Here is a 22,375-nt window from a genome sequence, read left to right as displayed (position 1 = left end):
ATGGCCAATTTCCTTCAGGCTTCTTTAAACGCTGAACAATTGAATGTTCAAGACTATCAAAAAGAAGCAATCAAACCCGGCATTTTACATCTTGGTGTGGGCGCGTTTCATCGCGCGCACCAAGCGGTTTATATTGATCGCTTGCTTGCCCATGATGACCAACAACACTGGGGCATTATTGGCGTCAACATTCGCCCACAAGACAGCCAAGCGTTCGAACGCTTTGTTCATCAAGATGGCGAATACGTGTTGAAAACCATGGCCGCTGATGGCGTGACGCAATACGAGCACATTCGCTCGCTGATCAAGCAAATCGACGGCGCAAAAGCGCCGGCAGATGTAGACGCCGCATTGGCAGACGCCAGCATCCAGCTAGTCACCTCGACGGTCACAGAAAGCGGTTATTACCTTGATGAAAATCGCGTTCTTATGCTCGACAATCCCGCGATCAAAGCGGACGTAGCGGGTGAGCGCAACACACTTTATGCGTTCTTGTACGCGGGCCTAAAGCAGCGTAGTGAAACATCCAACGCCAAAATCACGTTATTGTGCTGCGATAATTTACGCCACAATGGCGAGCTATTAAAAGCAGGTCTAATGCAGTTTATTGCGGCAAAACAAGACTCCGCATTAGCTCAATGGGTGACTGACAATGCGTCTTTCCCCTGCTCTATGGTAGACCGTATTACGCCAAAACCAAGTCAGCAGCACGTAGACGATGTGCACTCGCGCTTTGGTATCGACGACGCTATGACAGTAATGGGCGAAGATTTCATCCAATGGGTAGTAGAAGACCATTTTGCTGGTGAGAAACCGCCATTGGATCGTGTTGGCGTGCAGTTTGTCGCCGATGTGGTACCTTTTGAAGAAGCGAAAATCCGTATTCTTAACGCGGGTCATACTTGTGTGACTTACCAAGCAGCATTAAAAGGCTTGACCTATTTCGACGAAGCCATGCGCGACAGTGAACTCAAGCAATACTTCACCGACTTCATCACGCAAGATTCCATTCCTGCTATTGGGGATTCTGTGGTGGATTTACCGGCGTATTTCCAAATCATCGCTCAACGTTTTAGCAATGCAAACATTGGCGATACCGTTGAGCGCATTTGCACCGATGGTTACTTTAAGTTCCCCATCTTTGTGTTTCCAACACTCGAAGGTGCTTACAAAAAAGGCCGCACCCCAAGCAAAACCATTCAAGGGATTGCCAGTTGGTTTGCCTTCATGCATTTGTCTAGTCAAGGTAAAGTGAGCACGCCATACCACGAGCCAAATCGTGCTGCGCTTGCCCCTTTTACTCATGACGAAAAGGGCATTCAAGCCTTTGCGACAGACAGCTTCTTATGGGGCACAGTACCAGTAGATTTCCCTGATTTTGTCACAGAGTTAACTCAGGCTATTCAGACAACCATGGCAAAATATGCTTAAATAATGCTCAACCAACCCGAAGGCGTTTACTCTTTGCTTAACCGCTTTTGTCTACGTCTTTGGGTCTGTTTTCATTAATAATAAAAAAAGTAAGCAAGGTAGCCGCGTCCACTCTCGGCGTATCCGCTTAAGCGAGAAGATTATGCCTAATACCGCTAAACGTATTACCCCCGAATACGAAATCGTTCAGGACAACGAAACCATCCGTTACCTTGAGCACGGTCATCCAAGCGATCTTATTCGTTGGCACGCCCATGAAGATTACGAACTGCACTTCATTGTTGAAACCTCAGGCAAGGTGTTTGTCGGCGATTACATCGGTAATTATTCCCCAGGTCAGCTTATTTTGACCGGCCCGAGATTGCCTCACAACTGGATCTGCCAAGACGATAAGCAAATTGTTCATGTACGCGATATGGTGATTCGTTTTGACCATGAAGCTTTCGCCAACGGCATGAAAATCATCCCCGAATTAGCTGAAATTCTTCCTATGCTGACCAGAGCAAAATCTGGCATTGAATTTTTTGGCCTCGACCACGCTTATCTCAAAGAAATGTTCCAAAAGGTACGAGATTCTAGTGGATTATCACGACTGCTTTTGTCGCTACCTTTATTGCAAAAACTGGCACAAAGTCGTGATTACCGTTTATTATCAACGGTTCAAATTGACCTTAAATCGAACGAAACCTTACAACGAAAAATCAACACCGTTGTGGATTATGTGTCACAAAACTACAACCAAGACATTACTTTATCGAGCGTCGCCGGCTTGATTGGTATGTCCGATAGCCATTTTTCGCGTTTTTTCAAAAAAGCCACCGGCAACCGTTTTATTGAGTTTGTGAATCGCGTACGCATCAGTCGTGCCTGCAGCTTGCTAACGGAAACCGATCAGCAAATAGCTACTATATGCTTTCAGGTGGGCTTTAATAACGTGGCAAACTTTAATCGTCGTTTTCACGAGCTTAAAGGCGTCACACCAAGAGACTTCCGTACGCAAAGTAACATCCGCATCGAAGGCATGACCGCCACGTCTTAAGAGTTTATATTGTTAAAGGGTTAACTGAGACAAACGAAGATTTAACCCTTTTGTCGCTTGGTAAAGGCTTTGATACAGCGCGTACTTTTCTTGGTAGTAGTCTTGCGTGCTTTCCTCTGGATGATGTTCTTCCAAGATTTCCGGCATGGTGCAATGCTGCGCAATTAAAGCCTCAAGATCTTGTCCTTGACTTTGTTGCTCGCCCAATAAAGCCAAACGTGCCGCCCCTAAACCTGGCCCGACATCTCCACCATCTCGGTAAACTAAGATCTTATTCAATACGTTCGCAATAATTTGACGCCACAAAGCGGAACGAGCTCCGCCTCCGATCAAAGACAATGCCTCTACTGAACTGCCCGCACTGTGCAACGCATTTTGGCAATCCAATAACGAAAACGCCACGCCTTCTAATACTGCCAACGTCATGGCTTCTGTTGTCGTGTTGTTGGTCAATCCGACAAACTGGCCATTGGCAAAGGGGTCGTTATGAGGCGTACGCTCACCGCTTATGTAGGGTAAAAACAACACATTCGTTCGCAGCATGTCGCTGTCTTCTAGAGCATCCAATAATTCCGGTACGCTTTTATCGAGTAATTTGGCCAGCCAAGCCAAAGAATTGGCCGCACTCAGTGTTACGCCCATTTGATGCCAACGATGAGGCAGAGCATGACAGAAAGCATGAACCGTATTTTGTGGATTAGCTTTGTGTGATTCGCTCACGCTGAAGTACACACCAGAAGTACCAAGGGAAATAAAGCCTTGGCCTGGCGAAGTGATGCCCATTCCAACTGCTCCTGCGGCGTTATCTCCACCGCCGGCTACGATTGGCAACAAGGGCAAACCTAGCTCTTCAGCAACACTTGGGGATAAATGTCCAATTAAGTCACTGCCTTCATGTACTGTCGGCATATTACTCTGAGTTAGGCCTGTGGCCGCCAATAGAATATCGTCCCATTGGCGCGTTTCTGGGTTTAACCACAAGGTTCCCGCCGCATCGGAGCAGTCGGTGGTCATCAAACCAGTCAGACGATACATCAGGTAATCTTTTGGCAGTAAAACATAGGCTAGCTGCGCAAAAATATCGGGCTCATTGTCTTGCACCCAACGTATTTTCGGGGCGGTAAATCCCGGCATGGCAAGATTTCCTGAGCGCGTCATCAATTCAGGACATTCAGCCATAAGCGCATCGCATTGTGCTTGGCTACGACCGTCGTTCCACAAGATACAAGGTCTGAGCACTTCGCCCTGCTTATTCAACAAGGTGGCGCCATGCATTTGCCCTGATAATCCCACGGCTTTAAGCTTTCCCAAATCCAAACGATCTTGCAGCTGAGCAATCACCTCAACGCACGCTTGCCACCACGACAAAGGGTCTTGTTCAGACCAAGTAGGTTGCGGTGAAGATACCGTTAACGACGCCGATTCTTGCGCTAAAACAGTGCCTTTGTCGTCAATAACGACGCCTTTTATACCAGAAGTGCCAAGATCAAGACCTAAATACATTTGATTACTCATTTGATCAGATAATAGTGGTTATTTTTCGTATTTTATGTGTCATGCTATTACAAAGATTAACATTGACTTACATCATCAAAACATAAGATTGCAGAGTCAATTTCAAAGAGAACAATTCTCTTTGTTTGTATTACTAAACGGATTAATACACACATTATTAAGCAGTAAAAAGTGTTTGCCTGCTTAATATTACTCTGCTTTATCCTTTCTTGATAAGGGTAAAGATGCCATTGCTTTTATACCAATAGAATATTGATGAGATGTCTTTTTTAAATAATTTTTTTATCACTCAAATAGATCAAAGTGAGCTAGCCATCGGTGAATACAATTACCTAATGGTGATATTGTCTATTCTTCTCGCCAGCGGCGCGTCGTTTTTTGCCTTGCATTTTACCTCCCTAGCGCATCACATCGTCATCAAAAAATACCGCAACATTGCTTTTATGGCTGGTTCTTTGGTTATGGCAGGTGGCATCTGGAGCATGCATTTTGTCGGTATGCTGGCCTTCGACATGGGCCACGGTATTCATTACGACCCTGTACTCACTACGGTGTCTTTGATTCCTAGTGTGCTGGCGTCTTACATCACGCTAAAAAGGTTGACCAAAATCAATCTGACTTTATGGCAGTTACTCGCTAACGGCGTCTTGGTAGGCGGCGGTATAGGCACCATGCACTATATTGGTATGGAAGCGATGGAAATGAGTGTCGAACTAAAATACGACCCATTTTGGTTTAGTGCATCTATTATTATTGCCGTATTGCTGGCCTTTATCGCCCTATCAACTCATTATCATATAAGACGACTATTTCCTAAACTAGGCGCAATTTCAGCCAATTGCATCAGCGCCTTGATTATGGGCGGTGCCATTGCTGGCATGCACTATGCCGGCATGGCAGGTGCTCGGTTTATCACCACTGGCACCTCAAATCTGCATCACATGCACACCATGGACGCCAACTCCGGCAGTTCAATTTCATTTATCGTGACCATTGTCACCATCATCATGTTATTGCTGTTTTTTTTAGCCCTAAACATAGTATCGCAGCTGCGCTATCGTCAGCTTTTACTAGAAAAAACCACCAGCGAAGTGCGCTTGAAAACGACATTAGATACGGCAGTCGATGGCGTGGTAACAATTGATAGCTATGGCATCATTAAAGAGTTCAATAAAGCCGCTACAACCATTTTTGGCTGGCACGAAGACGAGGTACTGGATCAATCTTTTGATATTTTGTTTACCCAGCACTACATCGATGAGTTCAAACTCCTACTAGGACGCTTTAACCAAACAGGCGAGTCCAGCATCGCTGGCACAGAACGAGAAATATGTGCCATTCGTAAAAATGGCGATGTGTTTCCTATTCGATTAGGCATTGGTCGAGTGGACATTCCCGGTGGCGATACCTTGTTTGTTGGTTTCATCACTGACATTTCCACAAGAAAAGCTCTAGAGGATGCCATCAAAAAAAGTGAGAAACAATACAGTTCTTTGATTAAAAACATTCCAGGGGCGTCTTTTCGTTGCTTAATCAATGACAAATGGACAACCAAGTTCGTCAGTGATGCCATTCAAGAAGTCGCTGGCTGGTGCACCGAGGAGTTTTATAACCACACAGTGTCCTTGGCCAGCTTGATTCACCCCGATGACGACAAAGAAATCACACACATCATCGACGATGCCATCACGGAGCATAAAAACTACGCCATAGAATATCGCTTGAAACATAAAAATGGGCACTATGTTTGGGTATTTGAGAACGGTTCGATCATATATGACGAAGACGGCCAACCAGAATGGATTGATGGCGTTATTCTGGATATTTCTGCACGGGTCGAAATGGAAGAAGAATTGCGCGATGCAAAAAATAAAGCCGAAGCGTCAGCCGAAAGCAAAGCGTCTTTTTTAGCCAATATGAGCCACGAAATCCGCACCCCTATGAACGCCATTATTGGCTTTTCAGATATTTTGTTGGACTCGGATGTTTCTAGTGACAACAAAAAACACTTGTCCACCATCAGCAAATCGGCACGCTCTTTGTTGCATTTGTTAAATGACATTCTTGACAGTGCCAAATTAGACAAAAACAAACTCGAGCTGGACCAGCGTCCTTTTGTTCTTGCCAGCTTAGTAGATAACGTCGTCTCTACTTTGTGGTTACAAGCCCGCAGTAAGGGCTTGGAACTGAGTTTTTGTATTGATCCCACTTTAGCCAGTGTGTATCTAGGTGCTGAAGACCGCATTCGTCAGGTATTGATGAATATTCTCGGTAACGCCATTAAGTTTACCAAAACAGGCCGAGTGTCCTTAACCCTATCCTCTGAACCCAACAACATGGTTCGTTTTGTTATAGAGGATTCAGGCATAGGTATCCCCAAAGAACGTGTCGACACTATCTTCGACCCTTTCACCCAAGCGGATGCCTCCATGAGTCGCCGCTTTGGCGGCACAGGCTTAGGCACAAGTATCTCAAAGCAACTGGTCAATCTAATGGGGGGCGATATCCGGGTAACCAGCGAAATAGGCGTCGGCAGTCGCTTTACCTTTGACTTACCCCTAGTAGAAACCGCCTTAACGCCAGATGAACAAATACCACAAGCTCTAACCATTACCCCTAAGCGCGTATTAATTGCTGATGACATTGAACAGAATCTTACTCTATTAACCTTATTGTTAGAAAAACATCAGCATGAAGTATTTTTGGCCAAAGACGGCCATGATGTTATCAAGCAGTTCAAAACCATCGAGCCAGACATTATCTTGATGGACATCCAAATGCCTAATATGGACGGCCTAACCGCGACTCAAATCATTCGTACTTATGAGAAAGAGAAACGCTTACCTCATACCCCTATTATTGCTCTCACCGCCAATGTACTACTAGAAGACAAGCTCGACGCCGAGCAAGCGGGCATGGATGGCTTTGCCAACAAGCCGATTGAAATGCCCGTTCTGATTGCTGAAATGGCGCGAGTGCTGAATGAAACACCAACCACACTAGAGCAAAAAGACACTTACAACCCGCACGGTCATGCCAAATATCAGCAAATTCATCTGCAAAAAGGACTGACTTTGTGGAAGGATATGCCGACGTATCTCACGGAATTAGAACGTTTCCAACAGGCTAACAACAAGCTAGTGGACACCTTAACGAACTTAGCGACTAGAAATGCCTTTGACGACTTACGTGCTTTAGCACATGCAGTGAAAGGCACCTCTGGCAACTTGGCTTTGCTTTCCATCGCCAATGGCATGATGCAGGTAGAGCAAGCGGCTTTAGGAGAAAATGCCGAACAATGCAAAGAGCTCATCGAGGATATCAGTGCATTATTGGCACAATTCTCACTAGAGCGACAGCACCTGTCTGCCAGTCACCTCACAGCACCACCTAAGCAAACTGACTTACAAACTCATCTATCGAGAGACGACTTACTTGCTTTGGTTGATTCTTTGATAACCTCGGTCAATTTTGGCGAGCTAGATGATGACAACATCGAATTACTCATCCAACAAGCTCCACTATTTATTAAGCCTCAGGTCATTGAGGCCAGTGAGGCCATCTCAGACTTCGATTTTAATCACGCCGTTGTGCTTCTAACGGACTTAAAAATATTACTTTCACAGGAGGACAACGCTTGAGAATCGGTAGCAAACCCGCACCTCGTATTCTTCTCGTGGACGATGAACCATCCAACTTACGAGTACTACGACAAGTATTACAGGCCGCTCGTTATCGCTTGTCGTTTGCTCGCTCAGGGCAAGACGCTTTAAATCTGGTCGAAAAAGAAACCGTCGACTTGATATTGCTCGACATCATGATGCCCGAAATGACGGGGTTAGAAGTGTGCGAGCGCTTGAAGAAAAATCCGAAGACCGCGCACATTCCGGTTATTTTCGTCACCGCCCTTAAAGACAGCGTAGATGAAGAAAAAGGTTTCGAAATCGGCGCGGTGGATTACATCGCCAAACCCATTGTCCCTGCTATTGTTTTGGCCCGGGTCAAAAATCACCTGTCTTTGATTCGTGCCGACGAACTGCTCAATACTCATATAGATCTCATCGACAGATTAGGTCGAGCGGCGGAATACAAAGACAACGAAACCGGCATGCATGTACAGCGCATGAGTCGCTTCGCACGAGTCATCGCATCGGCTTATGGGTTCTGTGACGAATCCGCCGACGACCTGATGATGGCCGCTCCCATGCACGACATTGGTAAAATTGGCATTCCTGACAGCATCTTGCTTAAACCAGGCAAACTCACGGCTGACGAATATGAGGTAATGAAAACCCACGCCCAAATTGGCGCGGAAATTTTATCGAACCCCAGCTCTTATTTGATTGAACTGGCTCATTCAGTCGCCATTTCACATCATGAGAAATGGGATGGCAGCGGCTACCCGAATGGTCTCGCCGGAGAAGATATTCCCATCGAAGGGCGAATCGTTGCTCTTGTGGATGTGTTTGATGCCTTGACCAGCGAGCGACCTTATAAACGCGCTTGGTCAACCGAAGAAGCTATCGCTTTTATCAAGGAGCAAAGCGGGAAACATTTTGATCCCTCGCTGATTCCTTTGTTAGAACAAGAGCTGCCAAAGATACTCGAGATTCAGGCCCAGTTTGCTGAAACAAAAACGGAATAGTTATCGCGCCTCACCATTGAAAAAGTAAAATCTGTCATTACTGATACGCTATTCAAACACCGCTATCCAAAGTAGAGTTATTTTATGGACGCCCCTATGAACACGCTTCAACATATCATCGACGCCATCGGCCAACACAAAGACGTGCTGGCAAAACATGTAGACCTTGGAGTGATAAAGATCACCGGTGCTGACACGAAGAAATTTTTACAAGGTCAGGTGACCTGCGACATGAACAAACTGTCTGATGACAATGGCTTATATGGCGCAGTTTGCAGTGTGAAAGGTCGAATCATCGCTAACTTTTTTGTACTACAAGGTGACGACAGCGTCTTTTTGTTGATGACCAAAGATTTGGTCGAGAAAACGCTCATTCATTTGAAAAAGTACGCCGTGTTTTTTAAAACCCAATTGAGCGATGCCAGCGAAGACTTTCATATCTATTCCTACTTAACGCCCCAAGCGCCCTTCGATTCGACATCGTACGCAGACAAGATATCCGAGCTGTTGCCCATGTCTCATCAAGAAGGCATGATAAATCTAACAGTATGCAATACACCCTTTAAGATGGAGTGGCGTCTGGTCGAAGCCGCATACCCCGCTTTAACTGAGCAAAATGCTGAATTAACCAGCCTATCGCTTTTAACCGCGCGCCCTTTGATCACACTAGAACAAAGCGAGACAATTTTGCCCCAATGGCTAAACATGCAAAGCACCGGCGGCATCAGCTTCACTAAAGGCTGTTACACAGGGCAAGAAATTGTTGCTCGTATGCAATACCGTGGCAAATCAAAAAAACAACTGGCGTTAATAACGTGGGAAGGCGAACTCGATGTCAGCAAAGACTTGGTGGATGAAGAAGGCAAAAGCCTAGGCCAGATTCTAGCTTGCGGTACCGTACAAGACACAAACATCGCTCAGGTCATTGTTAGCACGGACCCAAGCGAGATAATTCAACCAAGCTTGGACGGAAAAACCGTTTACTTTTTACCTTTGTCTTATCCGTTAGCCATAAAGTAACGACAAAAAACAATAAGGGTCAGAAAGGCAACCCTATCTGACCCATTTGAATGCCGTTACCGGAATCTGTTTTACCCTGTTCACCTAAAGAGTGAAGGCCCCAATCGATCGGCATTTTTTTATACGCTTGCAGGTAATCATTGGCTTTTGAGAAATGCCCACACCCAAAGAACCCTCGATACGCCGACAAAGGCGAAGGGTGCACACTTTCGACCACACAGTGTTTAGTCTTATCTATCTGGCGACCCTTTTTCTGCGCGTACGCTCCCCACAACATAAACACCACACCCTGATGCTCGCGATTAATGACCTCGATGATCTTATCGGTGAATATTTCCCAGCCTTTGTTTTGATGAGAACCCGCTTTATGGGCTTCCACGGTCAACACACTGTTCAGCAATAAAACGCCCTGCTCCGCCCAAGACTGTAAATAGCCATGCTTGGCTGGCTCTATTGCCAAGTCGGTTTGCAGTTCTTTGTAAATGTTTACCAAGGATGGTGGCACCTTTACCCCAGGCAAAACCGAAAAAGACAAGCCATGTGCTTGCCCTTCGCCATGGTAAGGGTCTTGCCCTAAAATCACGACTTTCACTTGATCAAAAGAAGTCGCTTTAAGGGCGTTAAAATAATCGGACTCCGCTGGAAATATGGTTTTTGTGCGTGTCTCTGTTTGCAGAAATTGCGCTAGTGCCTTCATGTAGTCTTGTTCAAACTCATCGGCTAAATAAGCTTGCCAGTCACTTGGTATGGCGTTGATTATCATGCGTTACCTTTATTCAGTAAAAACGGATTTAACGATGGCGAATCTTTAAACGCCAAATAAGAAGCGAATGCCTTATTGTCTTGTGGTGTGATGGCGCTTTTCAACAACATCCACGCCATTTCTCGCATGCCATAGGCGATTTTGTAATGATCAATCGCGGCCAACAAGCCACCAGAAGAGAAATCAACGCCATAAGACGACAACAACAAGCGAGTTTGGCGTGGGTCTAAATTATGAGACTGGGCCACAAGCGCCAAATCAAACAAAGGATCACCAAAACCGGCATACTCATAATCAATGAGCCATAAATGCTCATTGTCCATGAGGACATTTTTAGGGTTTACGTCATTATGGCAAAGTACAGATGGTAATAGACGCTCTGGAAGTGTCATTTGTTGAAACATTGATACGAGATAGTCATATTCTTTCTTGAGACTTTCATTTTCGACAATCCCTTCTTCAATGCGCTGCAGGTAACCCTTAATCACGTCAAACACTGAGTAACTGTGCTGCCCCGCGGGCAAGGCGTGGAATCGAACCAAAGCCTGAGCAAGACGAATAATATCGCTATCCCCATGGCACACCGACCAATCTAGACTGGGCTGCATGACAAATTGACTGACAACGCAGCCCGTTTCGCTTTCTTGCCAGACCACGACTGGCGCGATGCCTTGCTCGGCGGCACAGTTCAACACCCTAAGCTCTTCCGCTCGATGAATATGAAACAGCTCGCTTTTCTCATAAGGAATACGAAGAACCCATTGCGGTGCGCCATTCCAGCTAAGCAAATACACATTATTTAGAAAACCATCATCCAATAATGTAGTTTCTATCGTACATTCCAGTGGCAATATTGCCGACATCTTAGCCAAACACTCAGATAATGTTGTCATTTTTCATCATTTTATTGCCAGAATTGTAAGTCGCTGTCAGAATGGACAATCAAACAATCCGAGTCAATAGCCAACTTTGAAGCAGATACATGAATAAACACGAAGACATTATTCGTAAAATACAAGACCGTCTAAGCACGCTTAGCAAATCCGAACGAAAAGTCGCGGAAGCCATCCTTGCTGACCCAAAAACGACAATTCACTCGAGTATCGCAAAACTGGCGGCACGAGCCGAAGTCAGTGAGCCTACGGTGAACCGTTTTTGCCGCAGTTTAATCGGCAGTGGTTTTCCTGATTTTAAAGTTTCTCTTGCTCAAAGCCTTGCTACCGGCACGCCTTATGTCAATTTAAACGTCGAGCCAGACGATGGCCCAGGCGCCATTACGGCGAAGATATTTGAAGCAGCGAAAAACAACCTGACCCGAGCACAGGATATTTTGCCTGAGTCTTTGATCAGTCGAGCGGTCGATGTGCTAGCACAAGCAAGACGCATTGAATTTTATGGATTAGGGGCCTCTGGTCCTGTAGCAAAAGACGCTCACCATAAATTCTTTCGCCTTAATATGCCCGTCGTCGCTTATACCGACATTCTCGTGCAGCGTATGGCCGCAGCAGGCACTCACCCAGGTGACGCTGTGGTGATTATTTCCTATACAGGGCGCACTTTACCACTCATAGAAACCGCCCGTGTTGCTCGAGAAGCGGGAGCTACTGTCATTGGCATTACTAACCCAGAGTCGCCATTAACAGAGCACTGTTCTATCGTTTTGCCAATTGAAGAGACGGAAGACACAGATATCTATACGCCGATGAGCTCTCGTATCGTGTACTTAACCTTAATCGATGCCTTAGCAACCGGCGTATTGTTAAAGCGTGGCCCAGAGTTTAATGCTCACCTCAAAAAGCTAAAGCAAAGCGTTCGAGATACTCGCGTGCCGAAAGTCGATAAAAAATAGCGCCCGTTAAGCCTACACACTGACACTTAGCGAAAGTCAAAAATCAAAAATCAAAAGGCTCATTTGTTGTGTGCCTTTTGCTTTTATTACCGCTCCGACAACACCCTGTAAAGAAATGTTATTTCATCAAATGTCCTTTCAACCCGTCTAATCGGACTATCCTGTAACTTTGTCAGAGATTTTTGAAAGATTATCCCTCCTACGCCCCTTAGAATCGGCGCAGGTCTTGAAATATGTAAAAATGCGATTCATTCTCTTTACAGTTTGTCATGCTTTTTCACCATGAGTATCAACGACCGTCACAATAAAAACTGTCTTAAATGCGCTTTACGAATGTGGTATCACGATGCAGTGAGCATCTTTTATTCAATCGGTTACACCCCATTTTAGCCATACTTAAAAATGAGGTCACACTGATAAATGATCTTTTCAATAGGTTGTTTCATTCGCAACCACTCCAATTAGGGGACAATAATAATGATAGAAAATAGCTACGCGATCAGCTTTACATTCCTAGCCTACTTAGTGGTGATGCTAGGAATTGGGCTGTACGCTTACAAACGAACATCTAGCTCAGAAGACTACTTTCTTGGTGGCCGCTCTTTAGGCCCTTGGCCTACCGCATTGTCTGCCGGCGCGTCTGATATGAGTGGCTGGCTACTGCTTGGCTTACCAGGTTATGCTTTTGCAGCAGGTATGGAATCCATTTGGATCGCTGGTGGTTTGCTGGTCGGTACTTGGCTAAACTGGCTAATTTGTGCCAAACGCCTAAGAACCTATAGCATCAAGGCAAACAACGCCTTGACTCTACCAGACTTCCTCTCAACTCGCTTCAATGACAAATCTAAGATGATTCAAACCATTTCGGCGTTGTTCATCTTGTTATTTTTCTTGTTTTACACAAGTTCTGGCTTAGTGGCTGGCGGCAAGTTATTCGAAACCGTATTTGGTCTGGATTACACTTACGCTGTTGTTATCGGCACCGTGTGTGTTGTTTCTTACACCCTATTCGGTGGCTTTCTTGCCGTCGCTTGGACAGATTTAGTACAAGGTTTAATGATGAGCGCGGCGCTGGTTATCGTCCCGCTTATTGCGATCGAAGGCGGTTGGTCGGACCTTTCCAACAGCTTGATGGCTAAGAACCCTGAATTACTCAACATCTGGACCAGTGTCAGCGGCGAACCACTTAGCGCCATTGCCATCATTTCTCTTGTTGCATGGGGTTTGGGTTACTTCGGTCAACCTCACATCCTTGCGCGTTTTAAAGCCGCTCGCTCAAACAAAGACATTGGCACTGCACGTCGTATTGCCGTGGTCTGGACGATGATATCCATGGCAGGCGCTTTGTTGATTGGTTTGGTTGGCATCAATTTTGTCGATGCAAACTTGGCGGGTAACCTAGCTGACTCTGAAAAAATCTTCATGATTTTGGTTAATGCCGTGTTCCACCCTGTTGTTGCCGGCATTCTATTGGCCGCTATTTTGGCTGCCATCATGAGTACTGCGGATTCTCAGTTACTGGTTTCTTCTTCAGCGCTAGCGGAAGACTTTTATAAGCAATTGTTTAACAAAGAGGCGACGCAAAAGCAAATCGTTAACGTGGGTCGTTTTGCGGTTGTCGCCATCTCGCTGGTTGCCTTGGTACTGGCTCTAAACCCTGAAAGCTCCGTACTTGGCCTTGTATCTTATGCATGGGCAGGTTTTGGTGCGGCCTTTGGCCCAGCCATTCTGTTGAGCTTATTCTGGCGCAAAATGAACCGCAACGGCGCATTAGCCGGTATCATCGTCGGTGGTGTCACCGTTGTGGTGTGGAAGCAATTGTCTGGCGGACTTTTTGATATTTATGAAATTGTTCCAGGTTTCATTTTAGCGACTTTGACTATTTTCATTGTGAGCTTAGCGAGCGGTGAGCCAGAAGAAGATGTAACCCAGTCTTTTGACGAATATGAAAAAGCATTGGATACAATGGAGTAATACATTGAACACCTACGACTTACCCTAGGTGTGGGTGAGTCTATGGTTAGATATTAAAAAGCCCGAACTGCGAAGGTTCGGGCTTTTTTATGAATAAAAAAAGGGCTTAATAAAGCCCAAAAACACCATATACCAGCAAAAATGCCAGTAGTCAGAGGAACGTTTTAATCATTGAATAAGCTACAGGCGCCCTGCTCAGCACCACTTACTAGAATACGCTGAGCACTGAACAATTCTCGTCCCATACCCTGATGAGAAGCGGTTAAATCGTGCCGAGCCGCCGCGCGATTGTGTAATTCTTCGTCTGAGATCAGTACCGATAAGGTACCCGCAACGGCATCTAAACGAATCATGTCACCATTTTGAATTTTAGCGATCAAGCCCCCAGCTAAAGCCTCAGGTGTCAAATGAATAGCAGCAGGCACTTTACCAGAAGCACCCGACATACGGCCGTCGGTCACTAAAGCCACTTTGTAACCTTGATCTTGTAGATTAACCAAATAAGGAGTCAATTTATGCAACTCGGGCATACCTAACGCTTTTGGCCCTTGGAATCGAACCACAGCTACGCAATCACGTTTTAACTCACCACTGGCAATGGCCTCGGCTAAATCGTTTTGACTATGAAATACCGCCGCCGGCGCTTCGATAATGCGGTTTTCTTCTTTTACCGCGGATACCTTAATGACAGAACGCCCTAGGTTACCGGTTAATAACGTCAAGCCGCCTTCTTTGCTAAATGGGTTTTCTATTGGCCTCACCACGTCTTCATCAAGGCTATTCGCTGGCCCATCTCGCCACACCAGTTGGTCGCCTTCTAAGAAAGGCTCTTTTGTATAATGGCTTAAGCCCTTACCGACGATGGTGTTCACCTCTTCGTGTAACAAGCCACCTTTAAGCAACTGCTTCACTAAAAAAGCCATGCCGCCTGCAGCATGAAAATGGTTAATATCAGCTTGGCCATTCGGATAAATGCGTGTCATCAAGGGCACGACTTTGGACAAGGCAGCAAAGTCGTCCCAAGTCACCACAATACCGGCTGCACGCGCATACGCCACAATGTGCATAGTATGGTTAGTCGAGCCACCGGTTGCCAACAAACCAACAATGGAGTTCACTATGCTGCGCTCATCAATCACCTCACAAAGAGGACGATAATCTCGTCCTAACGCCGTAATTTTAGTGGACAGCTGAGCCGCGTATTTGGTTAGCGCACCACGCAATGGATCATCGGGGTTCACAAAAGACGAGCCAGGTAATTGCAACCCCATCATTTCAACCAACAGCTGATTAGAGTTCGCTGTGCCATAAAACGTACAGGTCCCCGCACTGTGGTAAGACGCTGATTCAGCTTCTAATAATTCGTCTCGTGTTGCTTGCCCTTGAGCAAAACGCTGACGAACGGCTGATTTAGCTGTATTTGTAATACCTGAACGCATAGGGCCTGCAGGAATAAACAAAGCGGGTAGATGACCAAAGCGTAGCGCAGCAATTAACAAACCGGGAACGATTTTGTCACAAATGCCCAAGTAAATGGCAGCATCGAACATATTGTGAGACAAAGCGATCGCCGCACCTTGTGCAATGTTATCGCGACTGAATAAACTCAACTCCATACCATCTTGGCCTTGAGTCACCCCATCGCACATGGCAGGCACACCGCCGGCAAACTGGGTAACAGAACCCATTTCTTTCACCGCGGCACGAATTTGGTCAGGGTACTGTTCATAAGGCTGATGAGCCGACAACATGTCATTATAAGAAGAGACAATACCGATATTAGCCTCTTCCATTAAGGTGAGCTTTTGTTTTTCTTGTGGTTGGCATGCAGCAAAACCGTGCGCTAAATTGCCACACGATAACTTTCCACGATGCGGTCCTTGCTCTTGTGCTTTCTTCATGTCCTGTAAATATTGAGTACGCAATATTTTGCTTCGCTCAATAATGTCGTTCGTTACTTTAGCAACAATCGGGTTCATGCTTCACTCCATTATTCGTTCAATTATCTCAATGCCAACCTGAGATCTATATTTTATGTAATATTACTACATTTAAAGTTTATTTCATCTGTTAAACGTCACAAATTTCGAAAATAAATTAATTTTATGTAATAAATTTACGAAAAAGTTCATGAAATCCCTCTTTTCTCAGCCCAATGCTCTAACGTTTGTCATATATCTCTGTATAATATCTTCATAAGATCACAAGCTGATCAATATTTATTCAAATGCTAAGGAATTTATCACTAGTCCTTGCTTAAAAAATTACTTATGTAGTATTTTTACTTCAAAGAGCAACATTCAAATGCGGGGTTTTTCATTTAAGTACTCCGCTACTATCACACTATTTAGAGGTGAGTATGACGATTAAAGTAGCTATCAACGGTTATGGACGCATTGGACGTAACACATTAAGAGCGCTGTACGAATCAGGTAAGCGTGATCAAATCCAAATTGTTGCTATTAATGATCTTGGCAACTCTAAAACCAACGCGCATTTAACCAAATACGACACCGTTCACGGTCGCTTCAGCGAAGACGTGACGTTCGATGATGAAGCTTTGTACATCAATCAAGATAAAATTCGCACCTTTTCAGAGCGCAATCCTGCAGATCTTCCGTGGGCTGAGCTAAATGTGGATGTAGTATACGAATGCACAGGTTTCTTCACTACCAAAGAAAAAGCCAGCGCCCACATCACAGCCGGTGCCAAAAAAGTCATCATTTCAGCACCTGGTAAAGAAGTCGATGCCACTGTGGTTTATGGCGTTAACCAAGACATCTTAACCTCTGAAATGACAGTGATTTCTAACGCATCTTGCACAACCAACTGCCTCGCTCCATTTGCGAAGCCACTTAACGAAAAACTAGGCATTGAAAGCGGTTTGATGACAACCATTCACGCTTACACCAACGATCAACGCCTTTCAGACGTATACCATGAAGATCTATATCGCGCTCGTGCCGCCGCTATGAACATGATTCCAAGCAAAACGGGTGCCGCTGCCGCTGTTGGTTTGGTTATTCCTGAACTGTTAGGCAAATTTGATGGCCTATCTGTTCGCGTACCGACGATCAACGTTTCTCTAGTGGATCTGACTTTCCTAGCGCCACGAGAAACTACAGTAGACGAAATCAACAGCATTATCGAGGAGGCAATTAAAGCTGATCCGATCCTTGCGCAAGTATTACACGTCAACCATGAGCCTTTGGTTTCCACTGACTTTAACCATAACGCCTACACCTCTAACTTTGATGCGACGCAAACCCGCGTTCAGGGGAAATTGGTTAAGGTAATGGCTTGGTATGATAATGAATGGGGCTTCTCTAACCGAATGCTCGACAATACCATTGCATTAATGGCTGCTAAATAATCTAAATACACGAAGGCTGCAGACGCAGCCTTCGTCGTTTCTTATACTCTACTTCACGCTTTCTAATCTTTGGTAAATAACATGACTCGTAGAACTAAAATTGTTGCCACATTAGGCCCTGCTTCCAGCTCTCCAGAAATGATTGAAAAACTCATCCTAGCTGGAGCAAACGTCTTTCGACTGAATTTCTCTCATGGTCAACCTGAAGACCACATTGACCGAGCAAATGTTGTTCGCGAGATGGCGAAAAAGAACAATCGCCATGTGGCTATTTTAGGCGATTTGCAAGGGCCCAAAATACGCATCGCACGTTTCAAAAACACCAAAGTAGAACTAAAAGACGGCGCGACTTTTATCCTTGACGTGGGCTTCGATAAAAACAACGGTGACGAAGAACGCGTGGGGATCGACTACCCACAGCTAGCAAAGGACTCTGAACCTGGCAACATCTTATTGCTCGATGATGGTCGTGTTGTGCTAGAAGTATTAGAAGTAAAAGGTCAAGAAGTTATCACCAAGGTTATCGTCGGTGGTGCTTTGTCTAACAACAAAGGCATCAACCGCCAAGGGGGTGGATTGTCTGCAGCTGCATTGACAGATAAAGACCGAGAAGATATCAAAACGGCTGCTGCATTAAAAGCTGACTACCTAGCTGTCTCTTTCCCACGCAGCGCAGAAGACCTTCACGAAGCACGAGCACTGGCTGAAGCTGCCGGTCTTAAAGCAGGCATTGTTTCCAAAGTAGAACGTGCCGAAGCGGTTGCTGACAACGAAACATTAGATGCCATCATTCTAGCCTCCGATGCCGTTATGGTCGCCCGTGGGGACCTTGGTGTAGAAATTGGCGACGCCGAATTGATTGGCGTTCAAAAGCACATGATCAAACGCTGTCGTCAATTGAATCGCCCTGTGATCACAGCAACACAAATGATGGAAACCATGATCACCAGCGCCATGCCTACCCGTGCTGAAGTGTTCGACGTAGCCAATGCTGTGTTGGATGGTACCGATGCCGTGATGCTATCGGCAGAAACCGCCGCTGGCGCCTATCCTGAAGAAGTGATTAAAACCATGAATCGGGTGTGTTTGGGCGCTGAAAAGCAGCCAGCGATTAATCGCTCCAAGCATCGTATCGATGTAAAATTCACCAGCATCGACGAAACCATTGCCATGTCTACCATGTATGCGGCCAACCATCTTGAAGGCGTCAAAGCCATCATTAGCTTGACCGAATCGGGCACCACGCCATTATTAATGTCACGCATCAGTTCAGGTTTGCCTATTTATGCTTTATCGCCCAATCAAGCTACCTTAAACAAGGTAAATCTGTATCGCGGTGTCACTCCAGTCGCCTTCTCGTCGCAAGAATTCAATGTTGAGACCATCGTGACCGGCCTAATTGATCACGTTAAATCACTGGGTTTGATCAAAGACGGTGACATTGTCATTGTGACCAAAGGCGACCACCTTGTCAGTTTCGGCACAACTAACATGATGAAAGTAGTACAAGTTGGCGCTGTAAAGGAATAATCATCGGTGAAGAGCAAGACCTTGCAACAAAAAACCATTGTCACACCAGAGCGTAAAAACGTCGCTCTGGTGGCCCATGACAACATGAAGCCAGCATTGATTGAATGGGCTGAAGAACACAAAGCCAAGCTCATCAAACACAACCTAATGGCAACTGGCACAACCGGCAACCTGATGCAAAAGCAATTAAAGGTGCCTGTGCATTCTTTAATAAGTGGCCCACTGGGCGGTGATCAGCAGCTGGGTGGCTTGATCGCAGAAGGCAAAATCGATGTGTTGATTTTCTTCTGGGATCCCTTTGAACCCATGCCTCACGACCCAGACATAAAAGCCTTATTACGAGTAGCAGCGGTATGGAATATCCCTATTGCCTGCAGTGTTGCCTCGGCAAACTTTTTGGTGTCATCGCCTTTATTTGAAAGTGAATTCGAGCGACAAATACCGGATTACGACAAATACCTTCAAGAGCGACTTTAGTCGCTCTTTTCTTTTCTGCTTGATTTGCTTCCCAAGTGCCATCAAAGCACCACAACACTCGCTGTTTTTATCAAAATCGGCTATATTAGCCGCCAATTCTTATCACGTGTAGACGCCCAAGACCGGCGTTACATTGAACCAATGACCGATTTTATTCAGCGCTTAATGCCCCTCAGCACCACGTTGAATACCACAATAGGAGAGATATTTTGCAAGCAGAAGTTGCCCTAATAATGGGTTCCAAAAGTGATTGGGCTACGATGGAAGGCGCCGCAGAGATCATGGATACCCTTGGCGTTGCGTATCATGTTGAAGTAGTTTCCGCTCACCGCACTCCCGCAAAACTTGCAGAATTTGCTGAAAGCGCTGTCGATAGAGGCTTCAAAGTCATTATAGGTGGCGCCGGCGGCGCGGCACATTTACCGGGCATGGTAGCGGCTCATACCCGTTTACCCGTGCTAGGAGTACCAGTACAAAGCAAAGCACTGAATGGAATGGATAGCCTTTTGTCTATCGCTCAAATGCCAAAAGGCGTGGCTGTTGGAACATTAGCCATCGGCAGTGCTGGCGCATTCAATGCGGGTTTATTGGCTTGTCAGATTCTTGCTGTTACCAACCCAGAGCTTGCAGAAAAAATCGAAGCATTTCGCACGAATCAAACGGAAACGGTTCTCGCCAACCCAGACCCTAGAGAGGCTTAATCATGTCAGTTTTATGGGTATTAGGCGCGGGACAATTGGGCGCCATGCTAAAACAAGCAGCCACACCACTTGGCCTAGACGTACGCCCTGTCGACATTGAGTCCACAGAGACCTTAGCGCTTTCGCCTGACGATATCGTCACCGCCGAACGAGAAGAGTGGCCTGAAACAGTAGCAACCAAACAACTTGCTACGCACAGCAACTTCGTCAACCTCGCTACATTTCCACAACTTGCCGATCGCCTCACACAAAAACAGTGGCTGGATCGTCTTGAATTGGCAACCGCACCTTGGTTTCCAGTCGAAGCAAACTCAACAGCCGACCTTGCCTATGAAACCCTAGGCGACCGCGTACTAATGAAGCGTCGTCGTGGCGGCTACGATGGCAAAGGGCAATACTGGCTAAAACACGCTGAAGGTACAGACATACCCGAAGACTGGAAAGGCCTTGCAATCGCTGAACAGGCCATCAATTTTGATGAGGAAGTGTCACTGGTTGGCGTTCGTGGCAAAGATGGGCAAACACACTTTTACCCATTAACGCTGAACCTGCACATCAACGGCATTTTGTATGCTTCTATCTCGCCACTAGAGCGCCTGAAACCACTACAAAACAAAGCAGAATCCATGCTGACCAAGCTCATGGACGCTTTGGATTATGTGGGCGTCATGGCGATGGAATGCTTCCGAGTCGGTGACCACCTATTGATCAACGAGCTTGCACCACGCGTACATAACAGTGGACATTGGACACAAGCCGGCGCAAGTGTATGTCAATTTGAAAACCACGTCAGAGCCGTTACAGGGCTGCCACTTGTACCTGCGAATGTCAAAAATCAAAGCATGATGGTCAACTTAATCGGTGTCGACGTCGATTATCAGTGGTTAAACATCAAAGGCTTAGAACTTTACTGGTACAAAAAAGACGTTCGCCCTGGGCGAAAAGTAGGACACCTGAACTTCTGCTCCGGTGATCTATCCGTACTGCAAACCGCTCTCTCGACACTCGACTTACCAGAACCTTACCCAGAAGCATTAACTTGGCTAGCAAAAAACTTACCTAATTAATAATCTGTCATTGGTATATCACTAAACATCACGTTTACTGCGTGGTGTTTTTTTTCGTGTATCAAAAGGTGAGAATCAGAATCGTGCAACAAAACACGAAAAAGCATCAAAATAAACAGATCTACCGCTTGTTTCCTTCTAAAAACTCCTTATTCTAATTGGTCTGATCAAAACCAGTATTATTAAAATAACAATAACAGCTTCTCATGCGTAGACGCTGGTAAGGAATCTTAAATGAACCAAATTGAACTCGACAGTTTCGACTGGCGCCTACTTAAAGCGCTTCAAACCAATGCACGCCTTAGCAACGTCGCCTTATCAGAACAAGTGAACCTATCACCCTCTCAATGCTCAAGACGCCTGCAACGGCTAGAACAACACAACTTGATCGAAGCATATTTTACTCAACTCAATGCCAGTGAACTTGGCTACCAAGTAACCGCTTTCGTCAACATTGCCCTTGATAAAAGACAGCAAAACTCCGACAAAGACTTCAAACAAACGATAGAAGCCATTCCAGAAATACTTGAATGTTACTCTATTAGCGGCGAAGCTAACTACTGGCTCAAAGTCATCAGCTCCGACTTACCTTCACTTTCAATATTTTTAAATGAGTCTCTCGGTAACCTCCCTTACATACAAGACCTAACATCAACCATCGTCTTAAACCGAGTCAAATACTCTCCATATATCCCGTTACCTAACTGACGCATAAAGACATTCACTATCTCTATTAAAACCCTTAGCTACATGGATGTATTATGAGAAAACGCAGTCCAATGCACGCTTTTATCTGACATTTATTCGTGCCTGCCTCATTCCTCAAGGTCTTCACTGCCGAGCTTCTTGTAATGTCATTTACTTGCGCCTGTCTCGTCCCTCGACGCGTCAGCCTAAATGACAAACAAGAAGCGCTTTGTTACTCAGGCGGTAACGTCGACCTGTCAAAACAAACCAGATCAATTCGTCTCTTGTCTGTCAGTGACGTCGA

17 protein-coding genes are annotated in these 22,375 nt (G+C 45.6%); 13 read left to right on the top strand and 4 right to left on the bottom strand.

The features are described from left to right. Together J9B83_RS10830 and J9B83_RS10825 are read left to right on the top strand one after the other, a co-directional pair. Window positions 1-1,431, top strand: a complete 1,431-nt coding sequence (locus tag J9B83_RS10830) for a mannitol dehydrogenase family protein (protein WP_211536762.1) — start codon at window positions 1-3, stop codon at window positions 1,429-1,431. A gap of 142 nt (window positions 1,432-1,573) precedes the next feature. Continuing rightward, window positions 1,574-2,470, top strand: a complete 897-nt coding sequence (locus tag J9B83_RS10825; RefSeq protein WP_211536761.1) for an AraC family transcriptional regulator — start codon at window positions 1,574-1,576, stop codon at window positions 2,468-2,470. Between the two features lie 12 nt (window positions 2,471-2,482). On the opposite strand, the gene xylB is transcribed toward J9B83_RS10825, so the two are convergent. Next, entirely contained in the window at window positions 2,483-3,973 is a 1,491-nt protein-coding gene (gene xylB, locus J9B83_RS10820) for a xylulokinase (RefSeq protein ID WP_211536760.1), read from the bottom strand. A 272-nt stretch (window positions 3,974-4,245) separates the two neighbouring features. Here xylB and J9B83_RS10815 point away from each other — a divergent pair, with 272 nt between their 5' ends. The 3 genes from J9B83_RS10815 to ygfZ all read left to right on the top strand — a co-directional run bounded on the left by J9B83_RS10815 (window position 4,246) and on the right by ygfZ (window position 9,650). Then, a complete protein-coding gene (locus J9B83_RS10815) occupies window positions 4,246-7,626 on the top strand; it encodes a PAS domain S-box protein (RefSeq protein WP_211536759.1) in 3,381 nt (1,126 codons plus the stop codon). Beyond that, window positions 7,623-8,630, top strand: coding sequence for a response regulator (locus J9B83_RS10810; RefSeq protein WP_211536758.1), 1,008 nt, complete (start codon window positions 7,623-7,625; stop codon window positions 8,628-8,630). The genes J9B83_RS10815 and J9B83_RS10810 overlap by 4 nt, the downstream gene beginning before the upstream one ends. A gap of 96 nt (window positions 8,631-8,726) precedes the next feature. Further along, window positions 8,727-9,650, top strand: coding sequence for a CAF17-like 4Fe-4S cluster assembly/insertion protein YgfZ (gene ygfZ, locus J9B83_RS10805; RefSeq protein WP_211536757.1), 924 nt, complete (start codon window positions 8,727-8,729; stop codon window positions 9,648-9,650). Between the two features lie 19 nt (window positions 9,651-9,669). Here the strand turns inward: ygfZ and ung are convergent, their stop codons facing one another. After that, a complete protein-coding gene (gene ung / locus J9B83_RS10800) occupies window positions 9,670-10,413 on the bottom strand; it encodes a uracil-DNA glycosylase (protein ID WP_211536756.1) in 744 nt (247 codons plus the stop codon). Continuing rightward, window positions 10,410-11,306, bottom strand: a complete 897-nt coding sequence (locus J9B83_RS10795; protein ID WP_211536755.1) for a phosphotransferase — start codon at window positions 11,304-11,306, stop codon at window positions 10,410-10,412. The genes ung and J9B83_RS10795 overlap by 4 nt, the downstream gene beginning before the upstream one ends. Window positions 11,307-11,395: 89 nt before the next feature. On the opposite strand from J9B83_RS10795, the gene hexR reads away from it, so the two are divergent. Beyond that, window positions 11,396-12,262, top strand: a complete 867-nt coding sequence (hexR, locus tag J9B83_RS10790; RefSeq protein ID WP_211536754.1) for a transcriptional regulator HexR — start codon at window positions 11,396-11,398, stop codon at window positions 12,260-12,262. A gap of 477 nt (window positions 12,263-12,739) precedes the next feature. After that, entirely contained in the window at window positions 12,740-14,236 is a 1,497-nt protein-coding gene (gene putP, locus J9B83_RS10785) for a sodium/proline symporter PutP (RefSeq protein ID WP_211536753.1), read from the top strand. Between the two features lie 164 nt (window positions 14,237-14,400). Here the strand turns inward: putP and edd are convergent, their stop codons facing one another. After that, complete coding sequence (gene edd / locus J9B83_RS10780) at window positions 14,401-16,215, bottom strand: phosphogluconate dehydratase (protein ID WP_211536752.1); 1,815 nt, start codon at window positions 16,213-16,215, stop codon at window positions 14,401-14,403. Window positions 16,216-16,595: 380 nt separating this feature from the next. Here edd and gap point away from each other — a divergent pair, with 380 nt between their 5' ends. The 6 genes from gap (at window position 16,596) to J9B83_RS10750 (ending at window position 22,092) form a co-directional block, all read left to right on the top strand. Next, the gene (gene gap, locus J9B83_RS10775) at window positions 16,596-17,609 is read left to right on the top strand and encodes a type I glyceraldehyde-3-phosphate dehydrogenase (protein ID WP_211536751.1); all 1,014 of its coding nucleotides are present in this window, start codon (window positions 16,596-16,598) and stop codon (window positions 17,607-17,609) included. Window positions 17,610-17,690: 81 nt separating this feature from the next. Next, window positions 17,691-19,139, top strand: coding sequence for a pyruvate kinase (gene pyk, locus J9B83_RS10770; protein WP_211536750.1), 1,449 nt, complete (start codon window positions 17,691-17,693; stop codon window positions 19,137-19,139). A gap of 6 nt (window positions 19,140-19,145) precedes the next feature. Then, window positions 19,146-19,616 carry a methylglyoxal synthase gene (locus J9B83_RS10765; protein WP_211536749.1) on the top strand — a complete coding sequence of 157 codons (471 nt, stop codon included), beginning with the start codon at window positions 19,146-19,148 and terminating at the stop codon, window positions 19,614-19,616. Window positions 19,617-19,825: 209 nt separating this feature from the next. After that, window positions 19,826-20,317 (top strand): 5-(carboxyamino)imidazole ribonucleotide mutase, encoded by a 492-nt coding sequence (purE, locus tag J9B83_RS10760; RefSeq protein ID WP_211536748.1) that lies wholly within the window; start codon window positions 19,826-19,828, stop codon window positions 20,315-20,317. 2 nt (window positions 20,318-20,319) lie between these two features. Continuing rightward, complete coding sequence (gene purK, locus J9B83_RS10755) at window positions 20,320-21,384, top strand: 5-(carboxyamino)imidazole ribonucleotide synthase (RefSeq protein WP_211536747.1); 1,065 nt, start codon at window positions 20,320-20,322, stop codon at window positions 21,382-21,384. Between the two features lie 234 nt (window positions 21,385-21,618). Next, window positions 21,619-22,092, top strand: coding sequence for an Lrp/AsnC family transcriptional regulator (locus J9B83_RS10750; RefSeq protein WP_211536746.1), 474 nt, complete (start codon window positions 21,619-21,621; stop codon window positions 22,090-22,092). Window positions 22,093-22,375 lie beyond the last annotated feature (283 nt).

The organism is Marinomonas vulgaris (genome assembly GCF_018145875.1).
GTDB classification, from domain to species: Bacteria; Pseudomonadota; Gammaproteobacteria; order Pseudomonadales; family Marinomonadaceae; genus Marinomonas; species Marinomonas vulgaris.
This window is presented reverse-complemented; position numbering and strand designations above follow the sequence as displayed.